This window comes from Bosea sp. F3-2 (assembly GCF_008253865.1).
In the GTDB taxonomy this organism is placed as follows: domain Bacteria; phylum Pseudomonadota; class Alphaproteobacteria; order Rhizobiales; family Beijerinckiaceae; genus Allobosea.
Genome location: NZ_CP042331.1, coordinates 310936 through 335762, shown reverse-complemented (window position 1 = coordinate 335762; position 24827 = coordinate 310936). Strand labels below are relative to the sequence as shown.

20 protein-coding genes and 1 pseudogene are annotated in these 24827 nt (G+C 66.9%); 8 read left to right on the top strand and 13 right to left on the bottom strand.

The window, feature by feature from the left end; genetic code table 11:
- Positions 1-141: 141 nt before the first annotated feature.
- The 4 genes from FQV39_RS01665 to FQV39_RS01650 form a co-directional block, all read right to left on the bottom strand.
- Positions 142-1236, bottom strand: a complete 1095-nt coding sequence (locus FQV39_RS01665) for a TRAP transporter substrate-binding protein (protein WP_149128722.1) — start codon at positions 1234-1236, stop codon at positions 142-144.
- A 187-nt stretch (positions 1237-1423) separates the two neighbouring features.
- A complete protein-coding gene (locus tag FQV39_RS01660; protein ID WP_187640138.1) occupies positions 1424-3025 on the bottom strand; it encodes an SPOR domain-containing protein in 1602 nt (533 codons plus the stop codon).
- Positions 3026-3122: 97 nt separating this feature from the next.
- Entirely contained in the window at positions 3123-4889 is a 1767-nt protein-coding gene (gene argS, locus FQV39_RS01655; protein WP_149133597.1) for an arginine--tRNA ligase, read from the bottom strand.
- 289 nt (positions 4890-5178) lie between these two features.
- Positions 5179-6432: a deoxyguanosinetriphosphate triphosphohydrolase gene (locus FQV39_RS01650; protein ID WP_149128720.1), complete on the bottom strand. Its 1254-nt coding sequence runs from the start codon at positions 6430-6432 to the stop codon at positions 5179-5181.
- Positions 6433-6518: 86 nt separating this feature from the next.
- On the opposite strand from FQV39_RS01650, the gene FQV39_RS01645 reads away from it, so the two are divergent.
- On the top strand, positions 6519-6869 hold the full coding sequence (locus FQV39_RS01645) for a HesB/IscA family protein (protein WP_149128719.1): 351 nt from the start codon (positions 6519-6521) through the stop codon (positions 6867-6869).
- Here the strand turns inward: FQV39_RS01645 and FQV39_RS01640 are convergent.
- Positions 6866-7753: an HD-GYP domain-containing protein gene (locus tag FQV39_RS01640; protein WP_149128718.1), complete on the bottom strand. Its 888-nt coding sequence runs from the start codon at positions 7751-7753 to the stop codon at positions 6866-6868. The two genes, FQV39_RS01645 and FQV39_RS01640, sit on opposite strands and share 4 nt — an antisense overlap.
- A gap of 379 nt (positions 7754-8132) precedes the next feature.
- The gene (locus FQV39_RS01635; RefSeq protein ID WP_149128717.1) at positions 8133-8747 is read right to left on the bottom strand and encodes a cold-shock protein; all 615 of its coding nucleotides are present in this window, start codon (positions 8745-8747) and stop codon (positions 8133-8135) included.
- A 181-nt stretch (positions 8748-8928) separates the two neighbouring features.
- On the opposite strand from FQV39_RS01635, the gene FQV39_RS01630 reads away from it, so the two are divergent.
- Positions 8929-9558, top strand: a complete 630-nt coding sequence (locus FQV39_RS01630) for a LysE family translocator (RefSeq protein ID WP_149128716.1) — start codon at positions 8929-8931, stop codon at positions 9556-9558.
- Positions 9559-9666: 108 nt separating this feature from the next.
- Here the strand turns inward: FQV39_RS01630 and FQV39_RS01625 are convergent, their stop codons facing one another.
- Positions 9667-10422 carry an SIR2 family NAD-dependent protein deacylase gene (locus tag FQV39_RS01625; protein WP_149133596.1) on the bottom strand — a complete coding sequence of 252 codons (756 nt, stop codon included), beginning with the start codon at positions 10420-10422 and terminating at the stop codon, positions 9667-9669.
- Positions 10423-10528: 106 nt separating this feature from the next.
- On the opposite strand from FQV39_RS01625, the gene FQV39_RS01620 reads away from it, so the two are divergent.
- A complete protein-coding gene (locus tag FQV39_RS01620; protein WP_149128715.1) occupies positions 10529-11713 on the top strand; it encodes an aminotransferase in 1185 nt (394 codons plus the stop codon).
- Between the two features lie 144 nt (positions 11714-11857).
- On the opposite strand, the gene FQV39_RS01615 is transcribed toward FQV39_RS01620, so the two are convergent.
- The gene (locus FQV39_RS01615; RefSeq protein ID WP_149128714.1) at positions 11858-12250 is read right to left on the bottom strand and encodes a hypothetical protein; all 393 of its coding nucleotides are present in this window, start codon (positions 12248-12250) and stop codon (positions 11858-11860) included.
- 245 nt (positions 12251-12495) lie between these two features.
- Between FQV39_RS01615 and FQV39_RS01610 the strand changes: the two genes are divergently transcribed.
- Positions 12496-13470 carry a VOC family protein gene (locus FQV39_RS01610; protein ID WP_149128713.1) on the top strand — a complete coding sequence of 325 codons (975 nt, stop codon included), beginning with the start codon at positions 12496-12498 and terminating at the stop codon, positions 13468-13470.
- Positions 13471-13487: 17 nt separating this feature from the next.
- On the opposite strand, the gene FQV39_RS01605 is transcribed toward FQV39_RS01610, so the two are convergent.
- Both FQV39_RS01605 and FQV39_RS01600 read right to left on the bottom strand, forming a co-directional pair.
- Positions 13488-15017, bottom strand: a complete 1530-nt coding sequence (locus tag FQV39_RS01605) for a UxaA family hydrolase (protein ID WP_149128712.1) — start codon at positions 15015-15017, stop codon at positions 13488-13490.
- A 181-nt stretch (positions 15018-15198) separates the two neighbouring features.
- The gene (locus FQV39_RS01600) at positions 15199-17058 is read right to left on the bottom strand and encodes an adenylate/guanylate cyclase domain-containing protein (RefSeq protein ID WP_248313203.1); all 1860 of its coding nucleotides are present in this window, start codon (positions 17056-17058) and stop codon (positions 15199-15201) included.
- 116 nt (positions 17059-17174) lie between these two features.
- Here FQV39_RS01600 and FQV39_RS01595 point away from each other — a divergent pair.
- Positions 17175-18454, top strand: a pseudogene (locus FQV39_RS01595) (IS1182 family transposase); the annotation flags it as partial.
- Between the two features lie 185 nt (positions 18455-18639).
- Positions 18640-19656, top strand: a complete 1017-nt coding sequence (locus FQV39_RS01590) for an IS110 family RNA-guided transposase (RefSeq protein WP_149128711.1) — start codon at positions 18640-18642, stop codon at positions 19654-19656.
- Between the two features lie 392 nt (positions 19657-20048).
- Here FQV39_RS01590 and FQV39_RS01585 read toward each other — a convergent pair whose 3' ends face one another.
- A complete protein-coding gene (locus FQV39_RS01585; protein WP_149128710.1) occupies positions 20049-20396 on the bottom strand; it encodes a phasin family protein in 348 nt (115 codons plus the stop codon).
- Between the two features lie 293 nt (positions 20397-20689).
- On the opposite strand from FQV39_RS01585, the gene FQV39_RS01580 reads away from it, so the two are divergent.
- Positions 20690-22357 (top strand): SPOR domain-containing protein, encoded by a 1668-nt coding sequence (locus FQV39_RS01580; RefSeq protein ID WP_149128709.1) that lies wholly within the window; start codon positions 20690-20692, stop codon positions 22355-22357.
- A 56-nt stretch (positions 22358-22413) separates the two neighbouring features.
- Here the strand turns inward: FQV39_RS01580 and FQV39_RS01575 are convergent, their stop codons facing one another.
- Together FQV39_RS01575 and FQV39_RS01570 are read right to left on the bottom strand one after the other, a co-directional pair.
- On the bottom strand, positions 22414-23133 hold the full coding sequence (locus FQV39_RS01575; RefSeq protein ID WP_149128708.1) for a DnaJ domain-containing protein: 720 nt from the start codon (positions 23131-23133) through the stop codon (positions 22414-22416).
- Positions 23130-23870, bottom strand: coding sequence for a VWA domain-containing protein (locus tag FQV39_RS01570; protein ID WP_248313202.1), 741 nt, complete (start codon positions 23868-23870; stop codon positions 23130-23132). Before FQV39_RS01570 ends, FQV39_RS01575 begins: the two co-directional genes overlap by 4 nt.
- Positions 23871-23964: 94 nt before the next feature.
- Between FQV39_RS01570 and panC the strand changes: the two genes are divergently transcribed.
- A complete protein-coding gene (gene panC / locus FQV39_RS01565; protein WP_282570147.1) occupies positions 23965-24813 on the top strand; it encodes a pantoate--beta-alanine ligase in 849 nt (282 codons plus the stop codon).
- The last annotated feature ends 14 nt before the right edge of the window (positions 24814-24827 follow it).

Below are 24827 nucleotides of genomic sequence, written 5' to 3'. Positions count from 1 at the left end.
CATCCTGGGATCTCGTCATTCCGGGCGACCACAGGGAGACCCGGAATCCATCGTAGAGCGCATCGCCCTTCGATGGATTCCGGATCGGCGCGGCTTCGCCGCTTGTCCGGAATGACGGCGTTTCGACTAATGAGCGCCCGGTTACTTCACCTGCTGGTAGTTCTGCGCGTTGAACGCGTCGAACGGCAGCTCTGCGATGCGGAACCAGAGCTGCTCCTTCTTCCAGTACGGCAGGAAGGAATCGTAGAAGGTCTTGAAGTTGGGGTTGCTGGCGGCGAGCTCGCCATACATCGCGTAGGCTTCCTTGAACGCCGCCGCCATCACCTCCTGCGGGAAGGGCCGCAGCTCCGCGCCGTTGCCGGCAAGGCGAATCAGCGCGTCGGGATTGCTGTTGTCGTATTTCGCCAAGCAGTGGGCGTTCGCCTCGGCGCAGGCGATCTCGACGATCGCCCGATAGGATGCCGGCAGCTCGTTCCACTTATCCTGATTGGCGAGGAAGCTGACATTGGCGTTCCCCTCCCAGAAACCCGGATAGTAGTAATACTTGGCGACCTTCACGAAGCCGAGCTTCTCGTCATCGTAGGGGCCGGAGAACTCGACGGCATCGAGCGTGCCGCGCTCCAGAGCCGGATAGATGTCGCCGCCGGCGATGGTCTGCGGCACCACGCCGAGCCGCGCCATGATACGCCCGCCGAGGCCGGCAATGCGGAATTTCAGCCCCTTCAGGTCCTCGAGCGACTTGATCTCCTTGCGGAACCAGCCGCCCATCTGCGCGCCGGTATTGCCCGACGGAATGGTGTGGACGTTGTAGGTCTTCATGAAGGCGCGGCAGAGCTCGAGGCCACCGCCCTGATAGAGCCAGGCATTCTGCTGGCGGGCATTGAAGCCGAAGGGCAGCGAGGTCTCGAAGGCGAAGGCCGGATCCTTGCCGATATAGAAGCTCGCCAGCGTGTGGCTGCACTCGACGGTGCCGTTCTGCACGGCGTCGAGCGCCTGCAGCGCCGGCACGATCTCGCCGGGCGAGAAGACCTGGATCTGGAAGTTGTTGTCGGTCGCCTCGGCGACGCGCTTCGCGACATGGGTCGAGATGCCGTAGAGCGTGTCCAGGCTCTTCGGATAGCTCGAGGTCAGCCGCCAGCTGATCTTGGGCTGCGACTGCGCGATAGCGGGCGCGGCGATGGCCGCACTGCCGGCCGCGGCCGCACCCGTGACCTTGACGAATTTACGGCGATCCATGGGGTAACCTCCAGCTGGCAACGGCTGCCGTGATGGTCGAGGCAGCCTTCTGTTGTTGGCAGGCTACTCGCACGGTCAAAGCGGCGAAACAAGCGCGCCCCTCACCCCGCCATGCGCCGGTTTCAAAGCAGAACGGCGGCACCCTGCCGGATGCCGCCGCCCGATTTTCAGCCTGTTCTGCGCGAGCTCAGTTCTTCGCGATGAAGCACTGCCCGCCAGCCGCCTGGAGCGCCGTGCACATCGTCGACGCATCCTCGCGGGAATAGGGTCCGACGCGCAGGCGATAGACGGTCTTGCCGCCCGCCAGCTCCGTCTTGCGGACGATCGGCGACTGACCGCCGAGCTGCTGCGGATATTTGCGCTGCAGCGCGGCAAAGGTCGCGCGGGCCTCGGCCTCGCTGCCCGGCGCGCCGAGCTGCACCACGAAATCGCCGGTGCCGGCTCGCACCGCAGCTGTCGCCGGAGCGGCCTCTGGTGCAGCGGCTGCGGGAGCGCTGGCAAGACGGGTCGGAGCCGCCGGGGTCGTCGCGGCGGGCGGCGTCGTCGCGCGCTCCTGAGCCTTGGGAGCAGCCTGGGCAGGAGCCGCAGCAGCCGACCGCTGCAGCGAGGGCTGGGTGCTCGTCGCAGCAGCGCCAAGCGAGCGACTCGGGGCCGAGCCCGTTGCGATCGGCTGATTGCTGTCGACGCCGGCAGGAACCGGCGTTCCGTCGGGACGGATCGCGACAGTGCGGACCTTGCGCGGCTCGCCGAGCCCCGGCACCGGCGGCATCGGGGTCAGGCCAGGCTCGGCCGGCGAGATACTGCGTTCCGGCGCGCTTGGCGCAGCAGCCAGGGCCGTTCCGGCACCAGGCCCCGGCATGACGACGCGGGGCGGCATCGAGCGGGCAGCCTGCTGCACGTCGACCGGCTGCTCCTCGTTGTTGACCACCTTGCTCCGGCCCTGCGGAGCCTCGGCGCTGCGCTCGTAGATCTGCTTGTTCTGGTTCGGGATCTCGGCGCCGCCCGGATTGGCGGGCTCGACCTTGACCGGGCCGCGATCGGCCGCAATCACTGGCGGCTGGCCGTCCTTGGTCGCAGAACCGCCGCGCAGAGCGAAGGTCGCGCCGACGCCGATGAGGCCGACGGCAATGACCGCTGCAGCCGCCCAGAGGCCCTTGCGCGAGCGGCGCGGCTCCAGATCCGGCAGATCGTCTTCAGCATATTCGTGGACCGGAGCACCGTGCTGGGCCTGTGCATAGGAATGCTGGGGCTGCGCATAGGCGTATTGCGCGGGCTCCTCGGCATAGGCCGCCGGCATCGCCTGGGCACCGGCCTCCTCATCGAGATCGCGGGCCGGCACGCCGCCCCGCATCGGCGCAGGCTGGTTGTAAGGCAGAGGCTCGGGCAGGTCGTAATCGTCGTGCTGAGGTTCGGCACGAACCTGCTGTGGCATGGCCGGCGCGACGGGAGCCGGCGCCTGCCGCCTCGGCTCGGTCTGTCGCAGCAGCGCCTCGAATTCATCGAGCGCACCACGCAGTTCCGCCGGTGGCGCAGCCTGCACGGGCACGGCCGGCGCGGGAGCCGGCGGCACCACCTCGAAGCTCGGCTCCTGGCGGGCCGCTGGGCGCGGGGCCGGCGCACGGCGCTCGGCGAAGATATCCTTCAACGGGTCGTCCTGCCCGACGATGCGGGTCAGCTCCGCCAGCGGATCAGGCGCATGGCCGGTGCGCGGCGCCTGCCCCGCCCCGCGAAGCTGGCGCTCGAGATCTTCAAGATCGAGCGCGAAACGATTCCTAGCGGGCTCACTCATGGTACGATCCATTGCAGCACAAGCCGCCTCCTCCTATGGAAAAGGCGATATCCTGCGCGGTCAACCTGACCTCGTGCGCGCCGCCGGAAAGCGACCGTCAGCGCATCTCTTCCGGCGCCGCAACTCCAGCGACAGCCAGACCGGAAGCAAGGACGCCGCGCACCGCGTGCACGAACGCCAATCTCGCCAAGGTCGACTTTCGATCAGTTTGATTAACGAACCGTAATTGCGGCGAGTCTTTGCCCTTGTTCCACAAAGAATGGAAAGCGCTCGCCAGTTCGTGGACAAAAAATGCCACACGATGCGGCTCGTGGGCTGCCGCCGCGCCTTCGATGATTCGCGGATAGGCCGCGATTGCCTTGACGACCCCGACCTCGGCCTCGTCGGTCAGGATCGAAAGGTCGGCCTGCGCCAGCGCCGCCGGCGACAGATCGAGGTCCGGAAAGGCCTCGCGCGCCTGCCGGAAGACCGAGGCACAGCGCGCATGCGCGTACTGGACGTAGAAGACCGGATTGTCCTTCGACTGCTCGACCACCTTGGCAAGGTCGAAATCCAGCGTCGCGTCGTTCTTGCGGAAAATCATCATGAAGCGCACCGCATCGCGGCCGACCTCGTCGATGACCTCGCGCAGCGTGACGAAATCGCCGGAGCGCTTCGACATCCGCACCTGCTCGCCGTTGCGCAGCAGGCGCACGAGTTGGCAGAGCTTGACGTCGAGCGAGCCCTGTCCGTTCGTGACGGCCTTCACCGCCGCCTGCATGCGCTTGACATAGCCGCCATGGTCGGCGCCCCAGACGTCGATCATCTCCGGGAAGCCGCGGACGAATTTGGAGCGGTGATAGGCGATGTCGTTGGCGAAATAGGTGTAGCTGCCGTCCGATTTCAGCAGCGGCCGGTCGACGTCGTCGCCGAACTGCGTGGCGCGGAAGAGAGTCTGCTCGCGATCCTCCCAATCCTCGTCCTTCTGGCCCTTCGGCGGCGGCAAGCTGCCCTCATAGACGAGATCGCGCGAACGCAGATCCGCGATGGTCTCGGCGACAGCATCCTTATTGCCGTCGACCTTCTGCAGCGAGCGCTCGGAGAAGAAGATCTCGTGAACGACACCGAGCGCGGCGAGATCGTCGCGGATCATCGCCATCATGCCGTCGATCGCCGCCTGGCGGACGAGCGGCAGCCATTCGGCCTCGGGCTGGTCCCTGAGGGCCGAGCCATGCGCCTTCGCCAGCGCCTCGCCGACCGACTTCAGATAGTCGCCCGGATAGAGCCCTTCCGGAATCGCGCCGATATCCTCGCCCAGCGCCTCGCGATAGCGCAGGAAGGCTGAGCGGGCGAGCACATCGACCTGCGCGCCGGCATCGTTGATGTAGTATTCGCGGGTGACGTTGTGCCCGGCGAAGGCAAGCAGGCTCGCCAGCGCATCACCGAAGACGGCGCCGCGGCCATGGCCGACATGCATCGGCCCGGTCGGGTTGGCCGAAACATATTCGACATTGACCTTGGGCTCCGGTTTCGGCTTGCCGCGGCCATAGTCCAGTCCCGCCTCGATCGCCGCCTTGAGCACGGCAGTGAACACGGCCGGCTGCAGCGTCAGGTTGATGAAGCCGGGGCCGGCGATCTCCGCCGTGGCGATCTCCGGATCCTTCGACAGCTCCTCGACCAGCAGCGCAGCCAGCGCGCGCGGATTGGTGCCGGCCTCCTTGGCCAGCACCATTGCGGCGTTGGTGGCGAGATCGCCATGGGCCGGATCCTTGGTCGGCTCGACCACGACGCGCCCGAGACCCAAGCCCGCAGGAAGCGCGCCGCGATCGGCAAGCGCCGAAAGCGCGGCATGAAGGCGGGCGGAAAAGATCTCGAACAGGTTCATCGTGGTCACATCTTGTCCGTTGAAAGCCACTAGATCGCCGCGCGTCCTGTCGGACGCGAAGTGGCGATCTAGCTGTTTGTCTGAGCATCGGATTTGTCCGAAAAGTGGATCCCACTTTTCGGTCCGATGCTCTAAGCCCTCATCCTGAGGAGCAAGCGAGGCTTGTTTCTCGAAGGATGGTCCAGGAGGCTCCGGAACCATCTGGTGCATCCTTCGAGGCGCAGCCTGCGGCTGCTCCTCAGGATGAGGGCTCATCCAGGCTCGAACGTTTTCGTACGGGCGCCCGGCCCTATCGCAGCGAGGGGGTGACGTCAAACAGGCGACGATGCTCGTCGAGCGCGTACCAGTCGGTCATACCGGCGATGTAGTCGGCAATGCGGCGCATCCGGCGGTGATCGTCGAGCCCGTCGCAGCCCGCCGCCCATTCCTCCGGCATCGCAGCCGGATCGGCGCTGAAGCGCGCGAACAGGTCGCGAACCACCTGCGCCGCCTGCGCCCGGATCGGCGCGATGCGCGGGTGCCGGTACATGTTGGGGTAGAGGAATCCCTTGATGTCGCGGTCGGCGGCCTCGATCGCAGGCGAGAAGGCGACGACCGGCTCATCCGCGCGGCGGATCGCATCGGCATCGGCAGGCGCCAGCACCGTCAACCGCGCCTGCGCCTCCCGGATCACGTCTTCGACGAATCGGGTGATCACCCGGCGGACGAGCTCATTTGTCAGGCGCGGCTTCTCCAGCCCGGGATGCAGCCGCTCGATCTCGTCCAGCAGTTCCGCCAGGAACGGCACAGCCCTGAGTTTGGCATGGCCGAACAACCCGGCCCGCAGGCCGTCATCGATGTCATGGGCGTTGTAGGCGATGTCGTCGGCGAGCGCCGCAGCCTGCGCCTCTGCCGAGGCATAGCTGTCGAGCCAGAGATCCTGGCGCTGCTGGTATTCGACGATGGCCGCCGGGATACCATTTTTCGCGTAGCGCGCCGTCGGCCTGCCTGTGTGGTCGAGCAGCGGGCCGTTGTGCTTGACCAGCCCCTCCAGCGTCTCCCAGCTCAGATTGAGCCCGTCGAAATCGGCATAGCGCCGCTCCAGCCGCGTCACGATCCTGAGCGTCTGGGCGTTGTGATCGAAGCCGCCGAAACCGGCCATGCACTCTTCCAGCGCGTCCTCGCCGGTATGGCCGAAGGGCGTGTGGCCGAGGTCATGCGCCAGCGCCAGCGCCTCGGCCAGATCCTCGTCGAGACCGAGCGCACGAGCCACGGCGCGGGCGATCTGCGCCACCTCGATCGTATGGGTCAGCCGGGTCCGATAGTGATCGCCTTCGTGCGAGACGAAGACCTGCGTCTTGTGCTTCAGCCGGCGGAAGGCGGTCGAATGGATGATCCGGTCGCGGTCGCGCTGGAACTCGCCACGCGTCGCCGAGGCAGGCTCGCCGATCAGGCGCCCCCGGCTCGTACTGGAGCGGCAGGCATAGGGTGCGCGCCAGCGCTCTCCCGGCTCGATGCCGGGCGCGAAGGAAAAGCCGGAAGGCGGGTTCTGTGGATGCGGCATGGCTGCCCCGTCGCCGCCCCGTGCTTGTAGAGGCGCTGCCGGGCCATTACCTTTCCGGGGAACCAGGGTGCAAGGAGCATCTGACCATGTCGACCGATCTTGCGGTCAATCCGCGTGGAATCGCGGTGACTGCAAACGCTGCGAAACGAATTCTCTCGGTGATGGCGAACGAGCCGCCGGGCTCGATGCTGCGCGTCAGCGTGGCCGGCGGCGGCTGCTCGGGCTTCCAATACGTCTTCGATATCGACCGCGAGAAGGCAGCGGACGACCTCGTCATCGAGCGCGACGGCGCCAGGGTGCTGATCGACGAGACCTCGCTCGACCTGCTCGAAGGTTGCACCATCGACTTCGTCGACGACCTGATCGGCCAGTCCTTCCGCATCACCAACCCGAACGCGACGAGTTCCTGCGGCTGCGGAACCTCTTTCGCGGTCTAGGCTTCGCCGGCGCCCCCGTATCGACGCGCAGGCACCGCCCGCGTCTCGACATGCCGCCCGAGCCGGGCGGCCGATGCGGCGACGATCACCTCGCCGAAAACCCGCACCAGATCGAGATCGAGCTTGCCCGCCATCCCGATCAGCACGGCATAGGCTTCCTCCGGCGGCATCGGCGGCTTGTAGGAGCGTTGCTCGATCAAGGCGGCATAGATGTCGCAGATCGTGATCATCCGAACCGGATCCGGAATCTGGCCCCCGATCAGTGCCTGCGGATAGCCGGATCCGTCGAGATACTCGTGGTGTGAAAGCACCGAAGCGAGAACCATCGGCGCGAAGCCGCCTTGGGCCACGAGCATGTCGTGACCGATCCGCGGATGCTCCCGCATGATCCTGCGCTCTTCCGCCGTCAGCTCGCCGGCCTTGCGCAGGATATCGAGCGGAATCCGCGCCTTTCCGATGTCATGAAGCACGGCTGCGCTGGTGATAAGCCGCCGGTCGGCCGCGCCGAAGCCGAGGCGGTGCGCAAAGGCGGCCGTCAGCCCCGAAACCAGCAGGCAATGCTGATAGGTGGCATCGTCGTGCTGCCAGACGAGATCGAGCCACGCGTCGAGGTCGCCGCCCTCTGCGGCCCGGTTGAGAGCCTCGACACTGTCGTTGATCGCCGCAACCGGCAGATGCCCACCGCTCGCGGCCGCGTCGAGCAGATCACCGAGCGCGGCCGAAGCCGCGATGAAACGGCGCTGAAGCCCGGCGCCGGCGACCGTCGGAGCGAACGAGCCGAGCATGGCGCCAACCTTGTCCAGCAGAAGGGACCGCGGCGCCTCCACGGACAGGACCTCGCGCGCACCGAGCGCATGAGCCTGTGTCTGGCAGCGCGGCGACATGTCTCTCAGCAGAAAAAGGCAGGGCGTTCCCGCGAGCCGATAGGGCGCCAGCACGGCACGCACCGTCTCGATGGCACCCCGACTCGACAGGTCGAGATCGACGACGAGCAGCCGTCCGCGGTCCGTGGCAGAGCCAACCTCGCTCGGGCCGCACGCCGAACAAGCCCCCCAGAGCGAGAGCGTGCGCTGCAGCGAATGGCACCGGCCGTCGTGATCGCTGACGAGAACGAGGATGGGGAGGCCTCCCGAGAAGGCCTCATCATAACCGTGCCGATTGAGGAAGGGTAAAAGCGAACTGTCGGCTTAGGCCGATAGCCAAGAAAGGCGCCGACGACAGGCTGGCGACATGCTCGGTTTCGCTGTCATACTTAGCAGTTCGTCAATGCGAAACGGCAGCGCCGCCCTGCTCAAGCCGCACCTCGGCCGCCATCAAGCCCTTGGGTCCAGGTCCGTAGCGCACCAGCACGGCCTGTCCCGGGATCAGCTCGACAAGGCCATAGCGCCGCAGCGTCTCCATATGCACGAAGACATCGGGGGCACCTTCGCCCTTCGAGACGAAGCCGAAGCCACGCAGCCGGTTGAACCACTTCACCACCATGCGCTCGAGCCCGCTGGTCGGCGTCACCGCGACGTTGGTGCGCGCCATCGGCATCTCGGACGGGTGGAGCCCGGAGGAGGTATCGATCGAGAGCACCCGCACGGCCTGGCGCCCGCGGGCTTTCTCGACCGCTTCGAGCACAATGCGAGCACCTTCGGCTATCGTATTGAAACCATCGCGCTTCAGAATGGTGACGTGCAGGAGGATATCGGCACCGCCCGTCTCGGGAACGACGAAGCCGTAGCCTTTCGAGACATCGAACCATTTGACGTAGCCGGCGATCTCGACCGGAACCTCGGAAGCGTGACCGCTCGGCCCATCGAGCCGCATGACGCGGTTGAGTGACTGGATGGGACCCATCGGTGGCCGCCCGCTCTCACCGAATTCGTCGGACATGTGCCGCTCACCCCCACGCACAACACTTGATTCGTGTCACCAAGATACCACTGCTGGGGCTTCGGGCTACAGCCTGCAACATATCGTCCACATCATCGCATCGCGCAGCTGCACAGGCCGCGCTGATCGAATCGCAAGCCGCGTGCTAGGGGTGCGCCACCGACATATCGGCGGAGGCAACATGATCGACCTGTCCACGCTCGCGCTCTTCACCGCTGCGGCGGCGGTCCTCACTGCCACACCTGGGCCGGATATGCTGCTGATCGCTTCACGCAGCCTCAGCCAGGGGCGCGTAGCCGGTTTCCTCACCTATGCTGGCATTGCGGTGGGCAGCTATCTGCAGGCCTTCGCCGCGGCGTTCGGCCTGTCCCAGCTCTTCGTCATGGTACCGACGGCCTACGATGTGCTGCGCTGGCTCGGTGCGGCCTATCTCGCCTACCTCGCCTGGATGACTCTGCGCTCGCAGGCACCGCTCTTCGCGCCGGGCCATGTGCCGGCGGTATCCTTGCGGCGCATCTTCCTGCAGGGGCTCTGGACCAATCTGCTCAACCCGAAAATGGCGCTCTTCATGCTTGCGCTGCTGCCGCAGTTTCTAAAGCCGGAAGCGGGCTCCATCGTGCTGCAGGTCATCGTCCTTGCGACAATCCTCAACGTCATGGGCTTCGTGACGAACGGCATCGTCATCCTTGCCGCGAGCCGCATCGGCCATGCCCTGGCGCGTCGTCCTTCCCTGGCGCGCCTCCCACAAAGGTTGATGGGTGCCGTGTTCGGCGGCTTGGCGGTCAGGTTGGCGCTCGCGACGCGTGACTAGAGCATCGGACCGAAAAGTGGAATCCACTTTTCAGAGAAATCCGATGCTTAAACAAAAGGATAGATCGCCACTTCGCGTCCGATAGGACGCGCGGCGATCTAGCGCCCCTCAATTCAGCAAGGGCCCCAACGCCACGCCGCTCTCAGCGCGGATGACGAGATCGGCGATCGGGTCGAGCTCCGTCGGCTCGCGGTTGAGGATGACGAGCTTGGCGCCCTGTCGCTTCGCGATCACGGGCAAGGTCGCCGCCGGATAGACGACCAGCGACGACCCGACGACCAGGAACAGATCGCATTCCAGCGTCAGCGCCTGTGCCCGCATCATCGCCCCCTGCGGCATCGCCTGGCCGAAGGAGATCGTCGCCGACTTCACCGGCCCCGTGCACATCATGCAACTCGGCGGCTCGCCGCTCGCCTCGAAGGCGGGGCGGATCGCCGCGAGTTCATGGCGCCAGCCGCAGTTGAGGCAGGTCGCGTAGGTGCCGTTGCCGTGCAGCTCGATCACCTGACCGGCCGGTACGCCGGAGGCCTGGTGCAGCCCGTCGATATTCTGCGTCACGATGGCGGGCGAGCGCCGATCCGCCACCAGCCGCGCCAGCGCCCGGTGGCCGATATTCGGCCGGGCCTCGCGATAATGGTCGTCCATCGCGAACTTGCGGCGCCAGGCCTCGATCCGCGCTTCGCGGCTCTGCACGAAGGCCTCGAAGGGAATCGGCTTGTTGACCATCCAGGGCGAGCCGGGCGAGCGGAAATCCGGCACGCCCGACTCCGTCGAAATTCCCGCGCCGGTGAAGCTGAGAATGCTGTCCGCCCGGTCGAGCATGGCATGGAGCTCGGCGATCGCGTCCTCGGTCTCGTCCTGCATGGCCCGCCCGCTCGCTTGAATGGAAGCCTTCCAGATATGGACCGCGCTTTGCGACGCTTCCAAGGCGATTGACGGAACGAGGCGCACGCCGCAAACCAGTCGGATCATGCCGACGACCGTGCCCGCCTCGCTCAATCCCGATCTCATCGACACCGGCAGCCCGCCAATCCCCGAGGCGCAGGGCTGGGCACGCGCCTATGACGGGCGTTTCGGCCCGTTGGTCGACCTGTCGCAGGCGGTGCCCGGCTCGCCGCCACCTCAGGCGCTGCTCGACAAGCTTGCCGAAGCGGCCGCCGACCCCGCCGCCACGCGCTATGGCAGCATCACCGGCGACGCCACGCTGCGCGGGGCCTATGCGGCGGAGATTTCACGGATCTACGGCGCGCCCTTCGCTCCCGGCGAGGTTGCCATCACCGCGGGCTGCAACCAGGCCTATGTCGTCACGATGATGGCGCTTGCCCGCGCCGGCGACAATGTACTGCTGCCGACGCCCTGGTATTTCAATCACGAGATGACGCTGACCATGCTCGGCGTCGAGGCGCGCCCGCTGCCCTGCGCGCCAGAAGCCGGTTTTGTGCCGGACGCCGCCACGGCCGAGGCGCTGATCGACGGCCGCACCCGCGCGATCGTGCTGGTGACGCCCAACAACCCGACCGGCGCGGTCTATCCGCCCGAGACGATCGCGGCCTTCGCCGAACTCTGCGCCCGGCGCGGCATCTGGCTGGTGCTCGACGAAACCTACCGGGACTTCCTGCCCGCAGCAGTTGCGAAGCCGCATGAGGTCTTCGCCGCAAGCAGCTGGCGGGATTCCGTGATCGGTCTCTACAGCTTCTCCAAGGCCTATGCCGTTCCGGGCTGGCGGCTCGGCGCGATCACGGCCGGCGAAGCCGTCCTTGCCCAGATCGGCAAGGTGCTCGACTGCGTCCAGATCAGCCCGGTTCGCGCCGGGCAGGCCGCCGTCACCTGGGGCATCGACGGCATTCGCGACTGGCGCGAGCGCAACCGCGCCGAGATCAATGACCGCGCCGCCCTGTTCCGGCAGGCGATGGCGCCGCTGAACGATTGGCGCGTGCTCTCGGCAGGCGCCTATTTCGCCTATGTCGCCCACCCCTTCGAAGGCACGCCGGCAGCCGATGTCGTACGCCGGCTGGTCGAGGAGCGCGGCGTGCTCGCCCTGCCCGGCCCCTATTTCGGCCCCGTGCAGGAGAACCATCTGCGCATCGCCATCGCCAATGTCGCAGCCGAGCGGATCGGCCTGCTCGGCGACAGGCTCAAGGGCTTTTCGGTCTAGCCTGCTCCGCCCTCCGTCATCCCGGACAAGCCGCGTTCGCGGCGCCGATCCGGGATCCATCGGAGGGCACTGCGCTCTATGATGGATTCCGGGTCTCCGCTTCGCTTCGCCCGGAATGACGCGGAATCCGGAGCGAGAAGGCCGTCAACGGAACAGCGCCCGGTAGCGGTCGCGATAGGCGACGACCAGCAGCACTCCGAGCACCGCCATGATGAGCGCGACGGGGATGCCCTGCGGGTTCAGCACGAGGTGGAAGAACACGATCACGGCCATGATCGGCGCAAGCAACGCCAGACCGAAGGCGGGCGCGCGGTTGAACAGCAGGCTCAGCGCCCCGGTAAGGTTCACCACCTTGACCATCGGCCAGATGAAGCCCGAGTTCTGAAGCGCCGTCTCGAAGGCGAGCCCGCGTTCGCTCGTCGGCGGGTGAATGAGATTGGTCCCGGTCGCCAGCCACCAGAAGCCGTCGACGGCGCTGACGAGGAAAAGCAGCCCGAGCAGGACGCGCGGGATCGTGACGAGAAACACGGTCTTCATGATGTCCCCAACCGATGACAAAGAAGCCGAGCCCGCCAGACGGCGGCAGCGCCGGCCCGGTGCTTGGTCGCTGCCAGGACAGATCCGGTTCAAGGTGTGGAGAGACATCGCAGCAGCCCCGTCGCGAAAGCTTCCCTCCAGAGGCTTGCCCGGAAAACCCGCCCACGCGCTTGTGAGATGCGCCGCGCGGGATTTCGTGACCATGAAGCAAGCTCCACGCAATCACCGCCGATGCCCCTCGAACTATGAACAGCGCCCTCACTCGCCGCACCTTGCTTCAGCTCGCCGGAGCCTCCTCGCTCGCGGCCGCGGCCTCCTTCGCCGCCCGGGCCGAGGGCGGCCCGGTCTCAGCGCCGGCAGCGGGGCCGGGCTTCGCCAGCAGAACGCCGATCCGGGTGGGCGCCGCCGCGCTCAAGGTGCGCGACGTCGAGCGGGTGACCAGCTACTACCGCGACGTCATCGGCCTATCCGTGCTGGCGCGCGGAGCGGCCTCCGTCACGCTCGGTACCGGCGAAGGCGCCCTGCTCACGCTGGAGCCGCGCCCGAATGCGGCGCTCGAGCCGCCGACCGCCGCCGGGCTCTTCCATATCGCCTTCCTGATGCCGAGCCGGCGGGATCTGGCGCGCTGGCTCGTCCATGTCGCGCGCAACCGCACGCCGCTGACGGGCTTCGCCGACCATAGCGTCAGCGAGGCCGTCTACCTCAACGATCCCGAAGGCAACGGCATCGAGGTCTATGCCGACCGCCCTGCCGAAGGCTGGCGCTGGGAAAGCGGCCGCGTCGTGATGGGCACGCACCGGCTCGACGTCGACGACATCCTGTCGCTGACCGACACGCGCGCAAGCGACTATGCCAAGGCGCCGGAGGGGCTGCGCATCGGGCACGTCCACCTGCGCGTTGGTGATGTCGAGACAGGCGACCGCTTCTATCGCGATCTGCTTGGCCTGGCGCCGACGAGCCGGCGCGACTCGGCCAGTTTCCTGTCCTCGGGCGGCTACCACCATCATCTGGCGCTGAACACCTGGAACAGCGCCGGCGCCGGGCGGCGCGACGACGGCAGCACCGGCCTCGCCTGGTTCTCGCTGATGACGGAAAAGCCGGAGCTGATGACCGCTCAGGCCGACCGCCTCACGGCGGCTGGCATCGCGGCGACGCCGCTGTCCGGCGGGTTCGAGAGCCTCGACCCCTGGGGTACGCGTGTCAGGCTGTTGCAGGGCTGAGCGAGCCCTGCCCGGCCTCACATCGTCGCGCCGATCTGCCAGGGTACGAACTCGGCGTCGCCATAGCCGAGCTGTTCGGACTTGGTCTTCTCGCCCGAGGCGACCTTGAGCAGCTTCTCGAAGATCTCGCGGCCCTTCTGCTCCAGAGAGACACCGTCGAGCACGTCGCCGCAATTGATGTCCATGTCGTCGATCATCTTCTCGTAGATCGGCGTGTTGGTCGCGAGCTTCATCGAAGGCGTCGGCTTGCAGCCATAGGCCGAGCCGCGGCCGGTGGTGAAGGCGAGGATATTGGCGCCGCCGGCCACCTGTCCCGTCGCCGCGACGGGGTCGTAGCCGGGCGTGTCCATGTAGACGAAGCCCTTCTCCGTCACCGGCTCGGCATAGTGATAGACCGCCGAGAGCGTCTTGGTGCCGCCCTTGGCCGCCGCACCCAGCGACTTCTCCAGGATGGTGGTGAGCCCGCCCGCCTTGTTTCCCGGCGAGGGATTGTTGTTCATGCTCATCCGGGCGCGCTCGGTGTAATCCTCCCACCATTTGATGATGCCGACGAGCTTCTCGCCGACCTCGCGCGTCGCGGCGCGGCGCGTCAGCAGATGCTCGGCGCCATAAATCTCCGGCGTCTCGGAGAGGATCGCCGTGCCGCCATGCTCGACGAGGATGTCGACGGCGGCGCCCAGCGCCGGGTTGGCAGTGATGCCGGAGTAACCGTCAGAGCCGCCGCACTGCAGGGCCAGCATCAGCTCGGAAGCCGGCACCGTCTCGCGTACCGCCTTGTTGGCGATCGGCAGCATCGTCTTCAGCGCCTCGATGCCGGCCGCGACCGCCTTCTTCGTGCCGCCCGTCTCCTGGATCGTCAGCGTGCGGAAGACGTCGCTTTCGGTGATGCCATAGGCCTCCTTCATGCGGCTGATCTGGAAGCCCTCGCAGCCGAGGCCGACGACCAGAACCGCCGCCATGTTCGGGTTGCAGGCATAGCCCCAGGTGGTGCGCTTCAGCACCTCGAAGCTCTCGCCGTTGTAGTCGATGCCGCAGCCGGTGCCGTGGGTGAGCGCGATCACGCCGTCGACATTCGGATAGTCGTCGAGCAGCCCGGAGCGCTTGACCTCCTCGGCCATGAAGCGCGCGGCCGAGGCCGAGCAGTTCACCGAGGTGAGGATGCCGACATAGTTGCGCGTGCCGGCCTTGCCGTTGGCGCGGCGGAAGCCCTCGAAGGTCGCCTGCTGCTCGACCGGCAGCACGAATTCCGGCTTCGCCTCGGCCGCATAGGCGTAGTCGCGATCGAAGGCGTGGAAGCCGGTATTGTGCTCATGCACCCATTCGCCCGGCGGAATGTCGGTCGTGGCGAAGCCGATGATCTGGCCGAATTTGCGGATCGGCTGGTCCTTGGCGATCGGCGCGATCGCCATCTTGTGCCCGCGCGGAATCCGCTTCAGCGCCTCGACACCGGCCGCCGTCACGCCGGCGTCAACTGGATCGACTGCGACGACGACGTTGTCGGCGGCGTTGAGCTTGAGCGTGCGGGGCGGCACTGATTTGTCGAGCATGGCGAGAACCGAAACCTCAAGCGCCGCGACGGCAGCGCGTCCTTCCTAGACATGCGCCGAACGAGCCGCATTTTCAATCGGTTCAAAAGCCGCAACGGCCGCAAGCCAATGCTGGGCGAGGCCGAGAAGCGGAGGCGATGGTAGTCCGCTTCCGACCCCGCAGCGGACCGCTAGCGCTCCTCTATGCCGGCAGCCCGGCTTGACGCAGCGCCTCGGACAGCGGCTCGGCGATGGACGGGTGGAGGCCTATGGCGGCGCGCATCCCGCCGATCGTATAGCCCGGCTCAAGCTCTAGCACGCGTGCGGCGGCCTCATGGGCGGCAGCGCCCTGCCCGAGTCTCGCATGCGTCGCCGCCAGCAGCATGTGCGCATAGCTCCAGTTGGGATTGGCCTGGAAACACCTGCGCGCCGCCTCCGCGGCCGCCTCGTACTCAGCGCGCTGGAAATGGCCGAACGTGATGGCGAATAGCGGACCGTAGCTCATCGGGTCGAACGGGCTCAGGCGGAGCGCATGCTCGCCCCATTCAATGCCCCGATCCGCATCGCCGCCCGTAGCCATCACCACGCTTCCGAAGCCATAGGCGAGCGAGCATGACGGGCTCAACGCCAGCGCCGCCTCGAAGGCCCGACACGCGGCTGCGCGGTCGTGGGCGACGAGGCCGATGGCGAAGCCTCCGAGAGCCAGCGCGGTGGCGTCGTCGCGTCCATTGGCGATGGCGGCGTAGGCGTGGCGGGCAGCGCCGAGCCGGTTCTCTTCGTGCGCGCCGCCGCGCACGAACAGGATTTCGTGGCACCATGCCGCGAAGCCGTCCGCGGCGGCGTAGTCCGGCTCAAGGCTGAGCGCGCTTTCGAGCAGCGGCAGCGCCTTCGCGGCGCGAGCCGGCATGGCCGGATAGACGTCGGGGATGGCGCGGAGCAGCAGGTCGTAGGCATCGAGATTATCGGGCCGCTTTCGCTTGACGCGCTCGACCTCCGCCTGGCGCAGGCTTGGCTCGATGGCGGCGACCACACTTGTCGTGAGTTCGTCCTGGAGTGCGAAGATGTCATCCAGCGTCCGGTCGTAGCGCTCTGCCCAGACGTGCCGACCGCTCTCGGCTTCGACCACCTGACCGGTGACGCGGACGCGGTTCGCCGCCTTGCGTGCGCTGCCCTCGAGGACATAGCGCACACCCAGATCGCGCCCCACCTGCTTCACGTCCACCGATCTGCCCTTGTAGACGAAGCTCGAATTGCGCGCGATGACGAACAGCCACTTGAGGCGCGAAAGGCCGGTAATGATGTCCTCGACCATGCCGTCGCAGAAATAGTCCTGCTCGGCATCACCGCTCATGTTGGCGAATGGCAGCACGGCGATAGAAGGGCGATCGGGAAGCGCGAGCATTGCAGGTTCCGGCTTGCCTGGGGAGGCGGTCCTGGGCTCGAAGCGCGTCTCGATCTGATAGACATGGACCGGCCGCGCGATGTTCTTGACGCTGTGCTCGCCCAGGTCGGTGAACCCGATAGGAAGTTTCTCACCGACATGTTCGCGCACCGTGGCGCTGACGCATATCTCGCCGGGCTCGGCGAGCGCCTGGAGCCGCGCCGCGACATTCACGCCGTCTCCGAAGATGTCGCCGTCTTCGACGATCACGTCGCCGACATTGATGCCCACGCGAAAGCGGACGCAATGGTCGGCGTCGAGGTTCGCGTTGCGATCCTTCATCCCCTGCTGCATCACCACTGCAAACCGCACCGCATCGACGATGGATGCGAACTCGATGAGAAGGCCGTCCCCGGTCGTCTTGACGATGCGGCCCTGGTGCTGAGCGATCAGGGGATCGATGAGCTCCTTGCGATGGCCCTTGAGCGCGGCCAGCGTGCCTTCCTCATCGGCGCCCATGAGGCGCGAATATCCCGTCACATCCGCGGCAAGGATAGCTGCGAGCCGCCGCGCGGTGCGCGACTCTTCGCTCATGCGCTCGTCTCCAGCACGACCCGTCGGCACGTCGTGCCACAGGCCTGATGAAATTGTGCCTTGATACCCGAACCGGCGCAACAACAAGGAGCCCCTCCGAGGAGCGAGATCCGTGAGGGAAGACGATAGGAGGTCGGAGAGATCGGTCTGCGCCTTTCCATGGTTCCAACCGCATGACCGCTCCCACCCAACGCAGAGCCGGCCCGGCCGCGACGGGGCGGCCTGGATACCATGCTGCGACGCTGCTCAAGCTGTACCTCTACGGCTACCTCAACCAGGTTCAGTCGAGCCGCCGGCTGGAGCGCGAGGCCGGCCGCAACGTCGAGGTGATGTGGCTGACGGGCAAACTGGCCCCCGACTTCAAGACGATCGCCGACTTTCGCCGCGACAATGGGGATGCGATCCGGGCCGCCTGCGCGCAGTTCGTCGTGTTGTGCCGCCAGCTTGGCCTCTTGGCGGGCGGCACGGTTGCCGTGGACGGGAGTCGGTTCAAGGCCGTCAACACGCGCGACAGGAACTTCACGCCCGGCGCGATCCGCCGCCGGATGGAGCAGGTGGAGGCAAGCATCGCGCGCTATCTGTCGATGCTCGATACGGTCGATCGGCAGGTGAGCTGGCGCAGATGCGCACCGTCCGCCTCAAGGAGCGGCTCGATCGCCTGCGCCAGCAGATGCGGGAGCTTCAGGCGATGGACCGCGTCGTCGCGGTGGCGCCCGATCGTCAAATCTCGCTGACCGACCCCGACGCCCGCGCCATGGCCACCAACGGCAAGGGCACCGGCCTCGTCGGCTATAACGTTCAAGCGGCGGTCGACGCCAAACATCATCTGATCGTGGCTCACGAGGTCACCAATGTCGGCCACGACCGAAGCCAACTGGCGAATATGGGACGCCAGGCGAAAGACGCCGCGGCAACCGAGGCGCTGACCGTGCTGGCCGATCGTGGCTACTTCGCGGGCGCGGAGGTGCTGGCCTGCGACGAGATCGGCATCAACGCCATCGTCCCCAAGCCCCTGACATCAGGGGCCAAGGCCGACGGACGCTGGGGCAAGCAGGACTTCACCTACGATACTGCGAGCGACACCTATCGATGTCCTGCCGGCGAGACGCTCACATGGCGCTTCTCGTCGGTCGAGAAGGAGATGACGCTCCACACCTACTGGGCTGACGGCTGCGGCGCCTGCCGCGTCAAGGACCAATGCACCACCGGCAAGCAGCGCCGCATCAAGCGCTGGGAGCATGAGGCGGTGATCGAAGCCATGCAGCACCGGCTCGACCATATGCCCGACGCCATGCGGATCCGAAGACGCACGGTCGAGCACGTCTTCGGCACCATCAAGGACTGGATGGGCCGAAGTCACTTCCTCACCCGCCGACTGCCGAATGTCGGAACCGAGATCAGCCTCCATGTCCTGGCCCATAATCTCAAGCGGGTCATCGCCATCCTCGGCGCTCCGGCGTTGATGAAAGCGATGACAGCCTGACCCTCAAGACTGCCGGCGCCTCACCAAACTTCACGCAGAACGCCGTTTCCACACATGGGGTAATCGCGGGAGCGCGGCGCCTCCGGGCCTCTACTGGCCGTTCGAATGGGTGGTTGTTCCCCGATAAGATGAACGAACGGGCTCTCGACTTGCGGCCGGGCCCAAGCATCGAATGGAGAACAACCATGGGCGAGTATATCGGTCTCGACGTATCGTTGAAAGAGACGGCAGTATCCGTGCGGCGGGCAGGCAAGCGGATTTGGCGCGGCAAGTGCCCGTCGGATCCGAGACTTCTCGCTGAGGTGATCCGTCAGCGGGCGCCCGAAGTTGAGCGGGTCGTATTCGAGACCGGTCCGTTGTCGGTGTGGTTTTACCATGCGCTGACGGCAGAAGGCCTTCCGGCGATCTGCATCGACGCGCGGCATGCCAAGGCGGCGCTCGACATGGCTCCAAACAAAACAGATGCGAACGATGCCGACGGCCTGGCGCATCTGGCCGAGGTCGGCTTCTTTCGCGAGGTCCGGGTGAAGGGCTATGACAGCATGCTGATGCGGACCTTGGTCGCAGCGCGCACCAAGCTGGTCCGGATCAGCACCGAGCTCTCAAACCAGATCCGTGGTCTGATGAAGACATTCGGGCTGCTGGTCCCATCAAGCAAGGGCGGCAAGTTCGAGGAGCATGTTCGGCGGCTGCTCGCCGGCAAGGAGGAGCTTGCGCGCGTCATCCTCCCGATTCTGGAAGCGTGGCGCGGCCTACGCCTGCGGGCAGCCGAGCTCGGGCGCCAGCTCCTGAGCGCCGCACGACAAAGCCAGGCCTGTCAGCTTCTCATGTCGATCCCCGGGGTGGGCGCGGTCACGGCAACCTCCTTCGCCACCGCCATCGAAGATCCGGCCAACTTCTCCAAATCCCGCTCCGTGGGAGCATGGCTTGGCCTGACGACCCGGCGCTACCAATCCGGAGAGGTCGATTATGACGGCCACATCTCGAGGCGCGGCGATGCCCATATCCGAGGCCTGCTCTACGAGGCCGCAACCGTCATCCTGACGCGGGCGCAGGCTGATAGCGCCCTACGTAGCTGGGGCTTGAAGCTGCGTGAAAAGCTGGGCTTCAAGCGCGCGGCCGTCGCAGTCGCGCGCAAGCTGGCCGTGATCATGCACGCCATGTTGAAGTCCGGCGAGCCATTCAACCGAACCGCCGCCTGACGCGTCCAGGCTCGTTTGCGCCAATCCTGAAGGCGCTCTGAGACGTCCCGGCCGGGACGTAGGCCGAACCATTCCGCCGAGGCTGTTGCAGTGTCGAGCCATGCTCGCCGCCTGCGCTCCACACATTGGAAGGTTCGCCCCGCGAAGCCCCATCATGCGGCGACTTCATGTCGACCGCGAAGACGACCGTGCTCCCGGCAAGCGACATCCCAGTCCGCAAAAAAGGCTTGATCTTCGAGCTGCGATTAGACGACAGCCTCCACCCCTCCCGGACATTCGCCGAGTTGGGGCTCGTCGCTCGCCCCAAACGCAAAAGCCCGGTCGCGAGACCGGGCTTCATACGCAACTCAAACTCACTTGGGATCAGGCCACCTTTCGGCGGCCCGCCGGCATCAGGCCTTCGGCGCAGCCGGAACGACCTTGGAAACGATGCCCTCGAACGGCTTGTAGGCGTCCTTGGCGAGAGCGGTGTAGAGCTCGCCCATCTTGGTGAGCTGGGCGACAGCGCCCTCGAAGGAGGTCTTGATGTAGTCGGCCTGGATCTCGAGAGCCTTGTCGAAGGTCTTCACGCCAGCGAGCTTCTCGAGCGTGGCGGTGCCAGCCTCGAACGACTTCTTGGCGTAGTCGGTCGCCTCGACGGCAATCGTCTGCACGCCCTTGGAGGTAACGCCGAAAGCCTTCAGAGCGGCGTCGACGTTCTCTTTGGAAGCCTTCTGGATGGTCTCGAACTGCTGGATCATGGGTCGTCTCCCTGGCACCCTGGGTGCCGCCTCAGAGTGAATGGGCCAGAGCGGCCCGTTGTGTCGCCCCAAGGTCGTATGAAGTGATCACCACCGGGGACTGCCTGTATATTGTGCATTGCAACATGAAAGTCAATAGGACGCTGCATTGCACCAAACGCAGATCGTTCCGATCGCAACCGTTCAAGTTTTAACGGCTCCGTAACCGCATCCTCCTAACCTGCCTCCACTGTGTCCTGCGTGCCACGAAAAATGAGCGCAGGACGGAGCGACAGTGAGTTCGAGGCGAGTTCATGGTTCTGGGTTGCGTTGTGTTTCAGCGGCCGCGTCTGCGGGCCGTTGTCGGGCTGATCGGCATCGCCGCAGTCGCGGCCACGATGGCCTCCTCCCCCGCCGAGGCGCGCAAGCGCCGGCATCATGCGGCAGGCGGCGGCTACACGCCGCCCTATGCCGCGGTGGTCGTCGATGCCAGGACTGGCCGCACGCTGCACGCGGTCAACGAGGATGCCGCGCGCATCCCGGCGTCCCTCACCAAGGTCATGACGCTCTACATGCTGTTCGAGCAGATGGAGCGCGGCCGCTTCTCGATGGATTCCGAGCTCAAGGTCTCGTCCTACGCGGCCTCGCAGCCGCCGACCAAGCTCGGCCTGCGCGCCGGCTCGACCATCGCGGTCGAGGACGCGATCAAGAGCATGATCACGCTCTCGGCCAACGACTCCTCCGTCGTCGTCGCCGAGAACATCGCCGGCTCCGAAGAGGCTTTCGCCGAGCAGATGACGCGTAGGGCGCGCTCGCTCGGCATGAGCTCGACGCGGTTCTACAACCCGCATGGCCTGCCGCATTCCCCACCGAACCTGACGACCGCGCGCGACCTCACCATCCTCGCCCGCGCCATCCAGGAGCGCTTCCCGAAATACTACCCGCTCTTCTCGACGCGGGCCTTCCAGTACGGCAGCCGCACCATCCGTGGCCATAACCGCCTGCTCGGCAAGGTCGAGGGCGTCGACGGCATCAAGACCGGCTACACCCGCGCCTCCGGCTTCAACCTGATGACCTCGGCCAAGTCGGAAGGCCGGCACGTCGTCTCGGTCGTGCTCGGCGGCCGCTCCGGCGCCTCGCGCGACAAGATCATGACCGATCTCGTGCTGGCCAATCTGCCGCGCGCCGCGACCAGCGGCCGTTCCTCCGTGATGGTCGCCGAAGCGCCCGAGCCCGAGGAGCGTCCGCGCTTCGAGGAACGCCCGCGCGCCGCCCAGCAGGCCGCCGCCGAGCCGGCACCGATCCCGGTTCCGCGCCCGCGCCAGCAGCCCCAGCAGGTCGAAGAGCAGCAGCCGCTTCCGGCCGCCGCCCGCGCCTATGCCCCGATGCCGACGACGACCCCGATCGCCCCTCCGCGCCCGGTCGCCGTCGCCGGCCAACAGATCCAGGTCTCCGGCATGCGCCCGGTGACGGCCACCACGACGCCGTCCGCCATGCGCTGGTCGATCGGCGCCCAGCCGGCCGACGCCAAGGTTCTGCGCCCGCCGGCGAATGTCGACGTCACCTCCTCGATCGCCAAGGCGCCGGAACCCGTCGCCGAGCCGGTGAAGGTCGCCGAGGCCAAGGCCGAGGCGCCTGCCGCCAGCGTCGCCCGCAAGGCGGAAGCCGCCCCGGCGAAGGCGCAGGCTCCTGAGCCCGTTCCCGCCATGTCCCATCAGGCCGCGGTCGTGGCCTCCGGCAAGTGGGTGATCCAGCTCGGTGCCACCGATGACGAGGGCAAGGCCAAGGAAATCCTGGCCCGCGCCCGTGCCAAGGCCTCCGGCTCGCTCGCCAGCGCCTCGGCCTTCACCGAAAAGGTCGAGAAGGGCGGTTCCACCCTCTTCCGCGCCCGCTTCGCCGGCTTCGACGATCCGAAGGACGCGCAGAATGCCTGCGCGCAGCTGAAGCGCGGCGGCTTCTCCTGCTTCGCCACCCGTAGCTGATCGGTTCAGGGAAAGGAGTTCACGCCATGTCGCAGACGCACTCCCCGAACCCCGCGCTATCGCTGCTTCACAAGGACGTCCTTGGCCTGGTTGACGCGAGCGGCAAGGCCGCTGGTGCCCCCGGCGTCCGGGTGGATGCGCTTCATCAAAGCCCGGTGGGCTTCGCGGACCGCCTCCTCGCTCGCCCCCGGTTGAAGCCCCAGGATCTCGTAGGCCTCCTGCTGCGTCATCGCGCCCGTGCCCGGCGTGCCGCCTTGCCGCGTGTCGCCATCACGCTGAGCGTCTTCACGCCAGCCGGGCGACCGGCGGTCGAGATATGCCTCTAGCAGACGCGCCCCATCGGGATCGCGCGCCAGGCATTCGCGCATCAGCGCGCTGAGCTCGCTCATCGTCAGGCTGTCGAGCGGCCGGCCGGCAAAGGCGCCCGCCTTGACGCTGCCGCTCATCGCGCCGCTGTCATGGTCGAGCTCCATCTCCAGCAGCGTCGAACCGACCTTCGAGGTCGCGCCCGGCGCCGGCCCGGAGCGATCGGCCCAGGGAAAGCGGATACCGCCCGGCCCGGTCGCGCTCCAGCCGAGGAGCCAGGCGCCGATGCCACCGAGGAAGATCGCCATGTCCAGGCGGCCGCGCACCATCAGGAGTCCGGCGACGCCGAGCGAGGCGACGCCGCCGACCGTCTTCATCAGCCGCGCCAGCACCTTCGGATTGGTCCCGGCGAAGAGCTTCGCCAGCCACCAGATCAGGATCAGGACGGCAACGCCGTAGAGCAGGCTCACTTGCGCCCTCCGTCCATGGCCGCGAGCAGGCCCTTCACCGCCGGGCTCGATCCGGCGAGCCGCAGCATCGCCTCGCGCCCGCCGGCGGCATAAGCCGCCGCCCCCCGCAGCAGCTCCAGCAGCGAGGCAGGAGCCGTCACGTCGAAGCGCGCATGCGCCCCGCCCGTCAGCCGCGCGATCGTCGCGAAGGCCGCGCTCGCGGCAGGGTCAAATCCCTCCTGGAAGACGAAGCCGCGGATGCCGCGCAGGCCGAGCTCCCCCGCCAAGGCCGCCAGCGTATCGACATCCTCCTCCATGGCGTCGCCGACAAAGACGAAAGCGCGCAGCGGTACGCTCGCAGCCTCGTCGCGCACATGGCGCAGCACGCGGGCGATCTGCGTCTGCCCACCCTCGCAGGCAATCCGGCTCATCAGCCCGGTCAGCCGCTCGGGTTCGCCGATCCAGCCCGAGGCGCGGCATTCGCCGATGCCGCGGAAATAGACGAGCTGGACCGCGAGCCCCCCGCTCTGCCCGGTGACCTCGAACATCCGCGCCTGCAGCGAACAGGCCAGATCCCAGGTCGGCTGGCGACTCATCGTGGCGTCGAGCGCGAAAACCAGCCGTCCGGCCTGGCCTGCCGCCAGCGGCGCCAGCCGCTTCGCCGCTCCAAGGAAGCGGTCGATTTCCCCTGGCTGCGAATGCCCTGTCGGCGTGGTCGCGGCGGCCTTGCCGACAGCGCGATCGTTCTTGTCGCTCATCAACCCATCGATCCAACGGAATCGTTCCCGTTGGTTCTGATATTGGCCATCGCAGTCACATTTGCTACCCGTCCGGCAAACGGAGGATGCGAGATTGGCTGGGATCACGGTTTTCGAAACGGTCGCCGCGATGCGCAAGGCCGTGGCCGGCTGGCACGCAGCCGGCGAGAAGGTCGCATTGGTGCCGACCATGGGCGCTTTGCATGAAGGCCATATCGCCCTGGTCACGGAAGGCCAGCGTCATGCGAGGCGCGTCATCGTCTCGATCTTCGTCAACCCGACCCAGTTCGCGCCGCACGAGGATTTCAAGAAGTATCCGCGCACCTTCGACGACGACTGCGCCAAGCTCGTCGCTGCCGGCGCGGATGCCGTCTTCTTCCCCTCGGTCGAGGAGATGTATCCGGCGGGCTTCGCCACCCGGGTGCTGTTGCTTGGTCCGGCCGCTGTCGGGCTGGAAGACCGCTTCCGCCCGACGCATTTCGAGGGCGTGGCGACGGTTTGCTGCAAGCTTTTCACCCAGTCCCGCGCCGATTGCGCTGTCTTCGGTGAAAAGGACTATCAGCAGCTCAAGGTCGTCACCCGCATGGCTGGTGATCTCGACCTCGGCATCCACGTCGTGCCGCTGGCAACGATCCGAGAGGTGGACGGCCTCGCCATGTCCTCGCGCAACCGCTACCTCTCTCCCGAGCACCGCGCGCTGGCGCCGATCCTCCACCGCGTGATGCAGGACCTCGCCGCGCGCATCCGCAACGAGGATCCGCTGTTCCAGGCTGTCGCCGCCGCCCAGAACGAGATCATCACCGCCGGCTTCGAGCTCGACTATCTCGAAGCGCGCCACGCCGAGACGCTGGCGCCGATCACCGGGCTGGCGGACGGGCCGGTCAGGCTGCTGATCGCGGCAAGGCTCGGCGGCACGCGGCTGATCGACAATATCCCAGTGTGACCCCGGGGGACTGC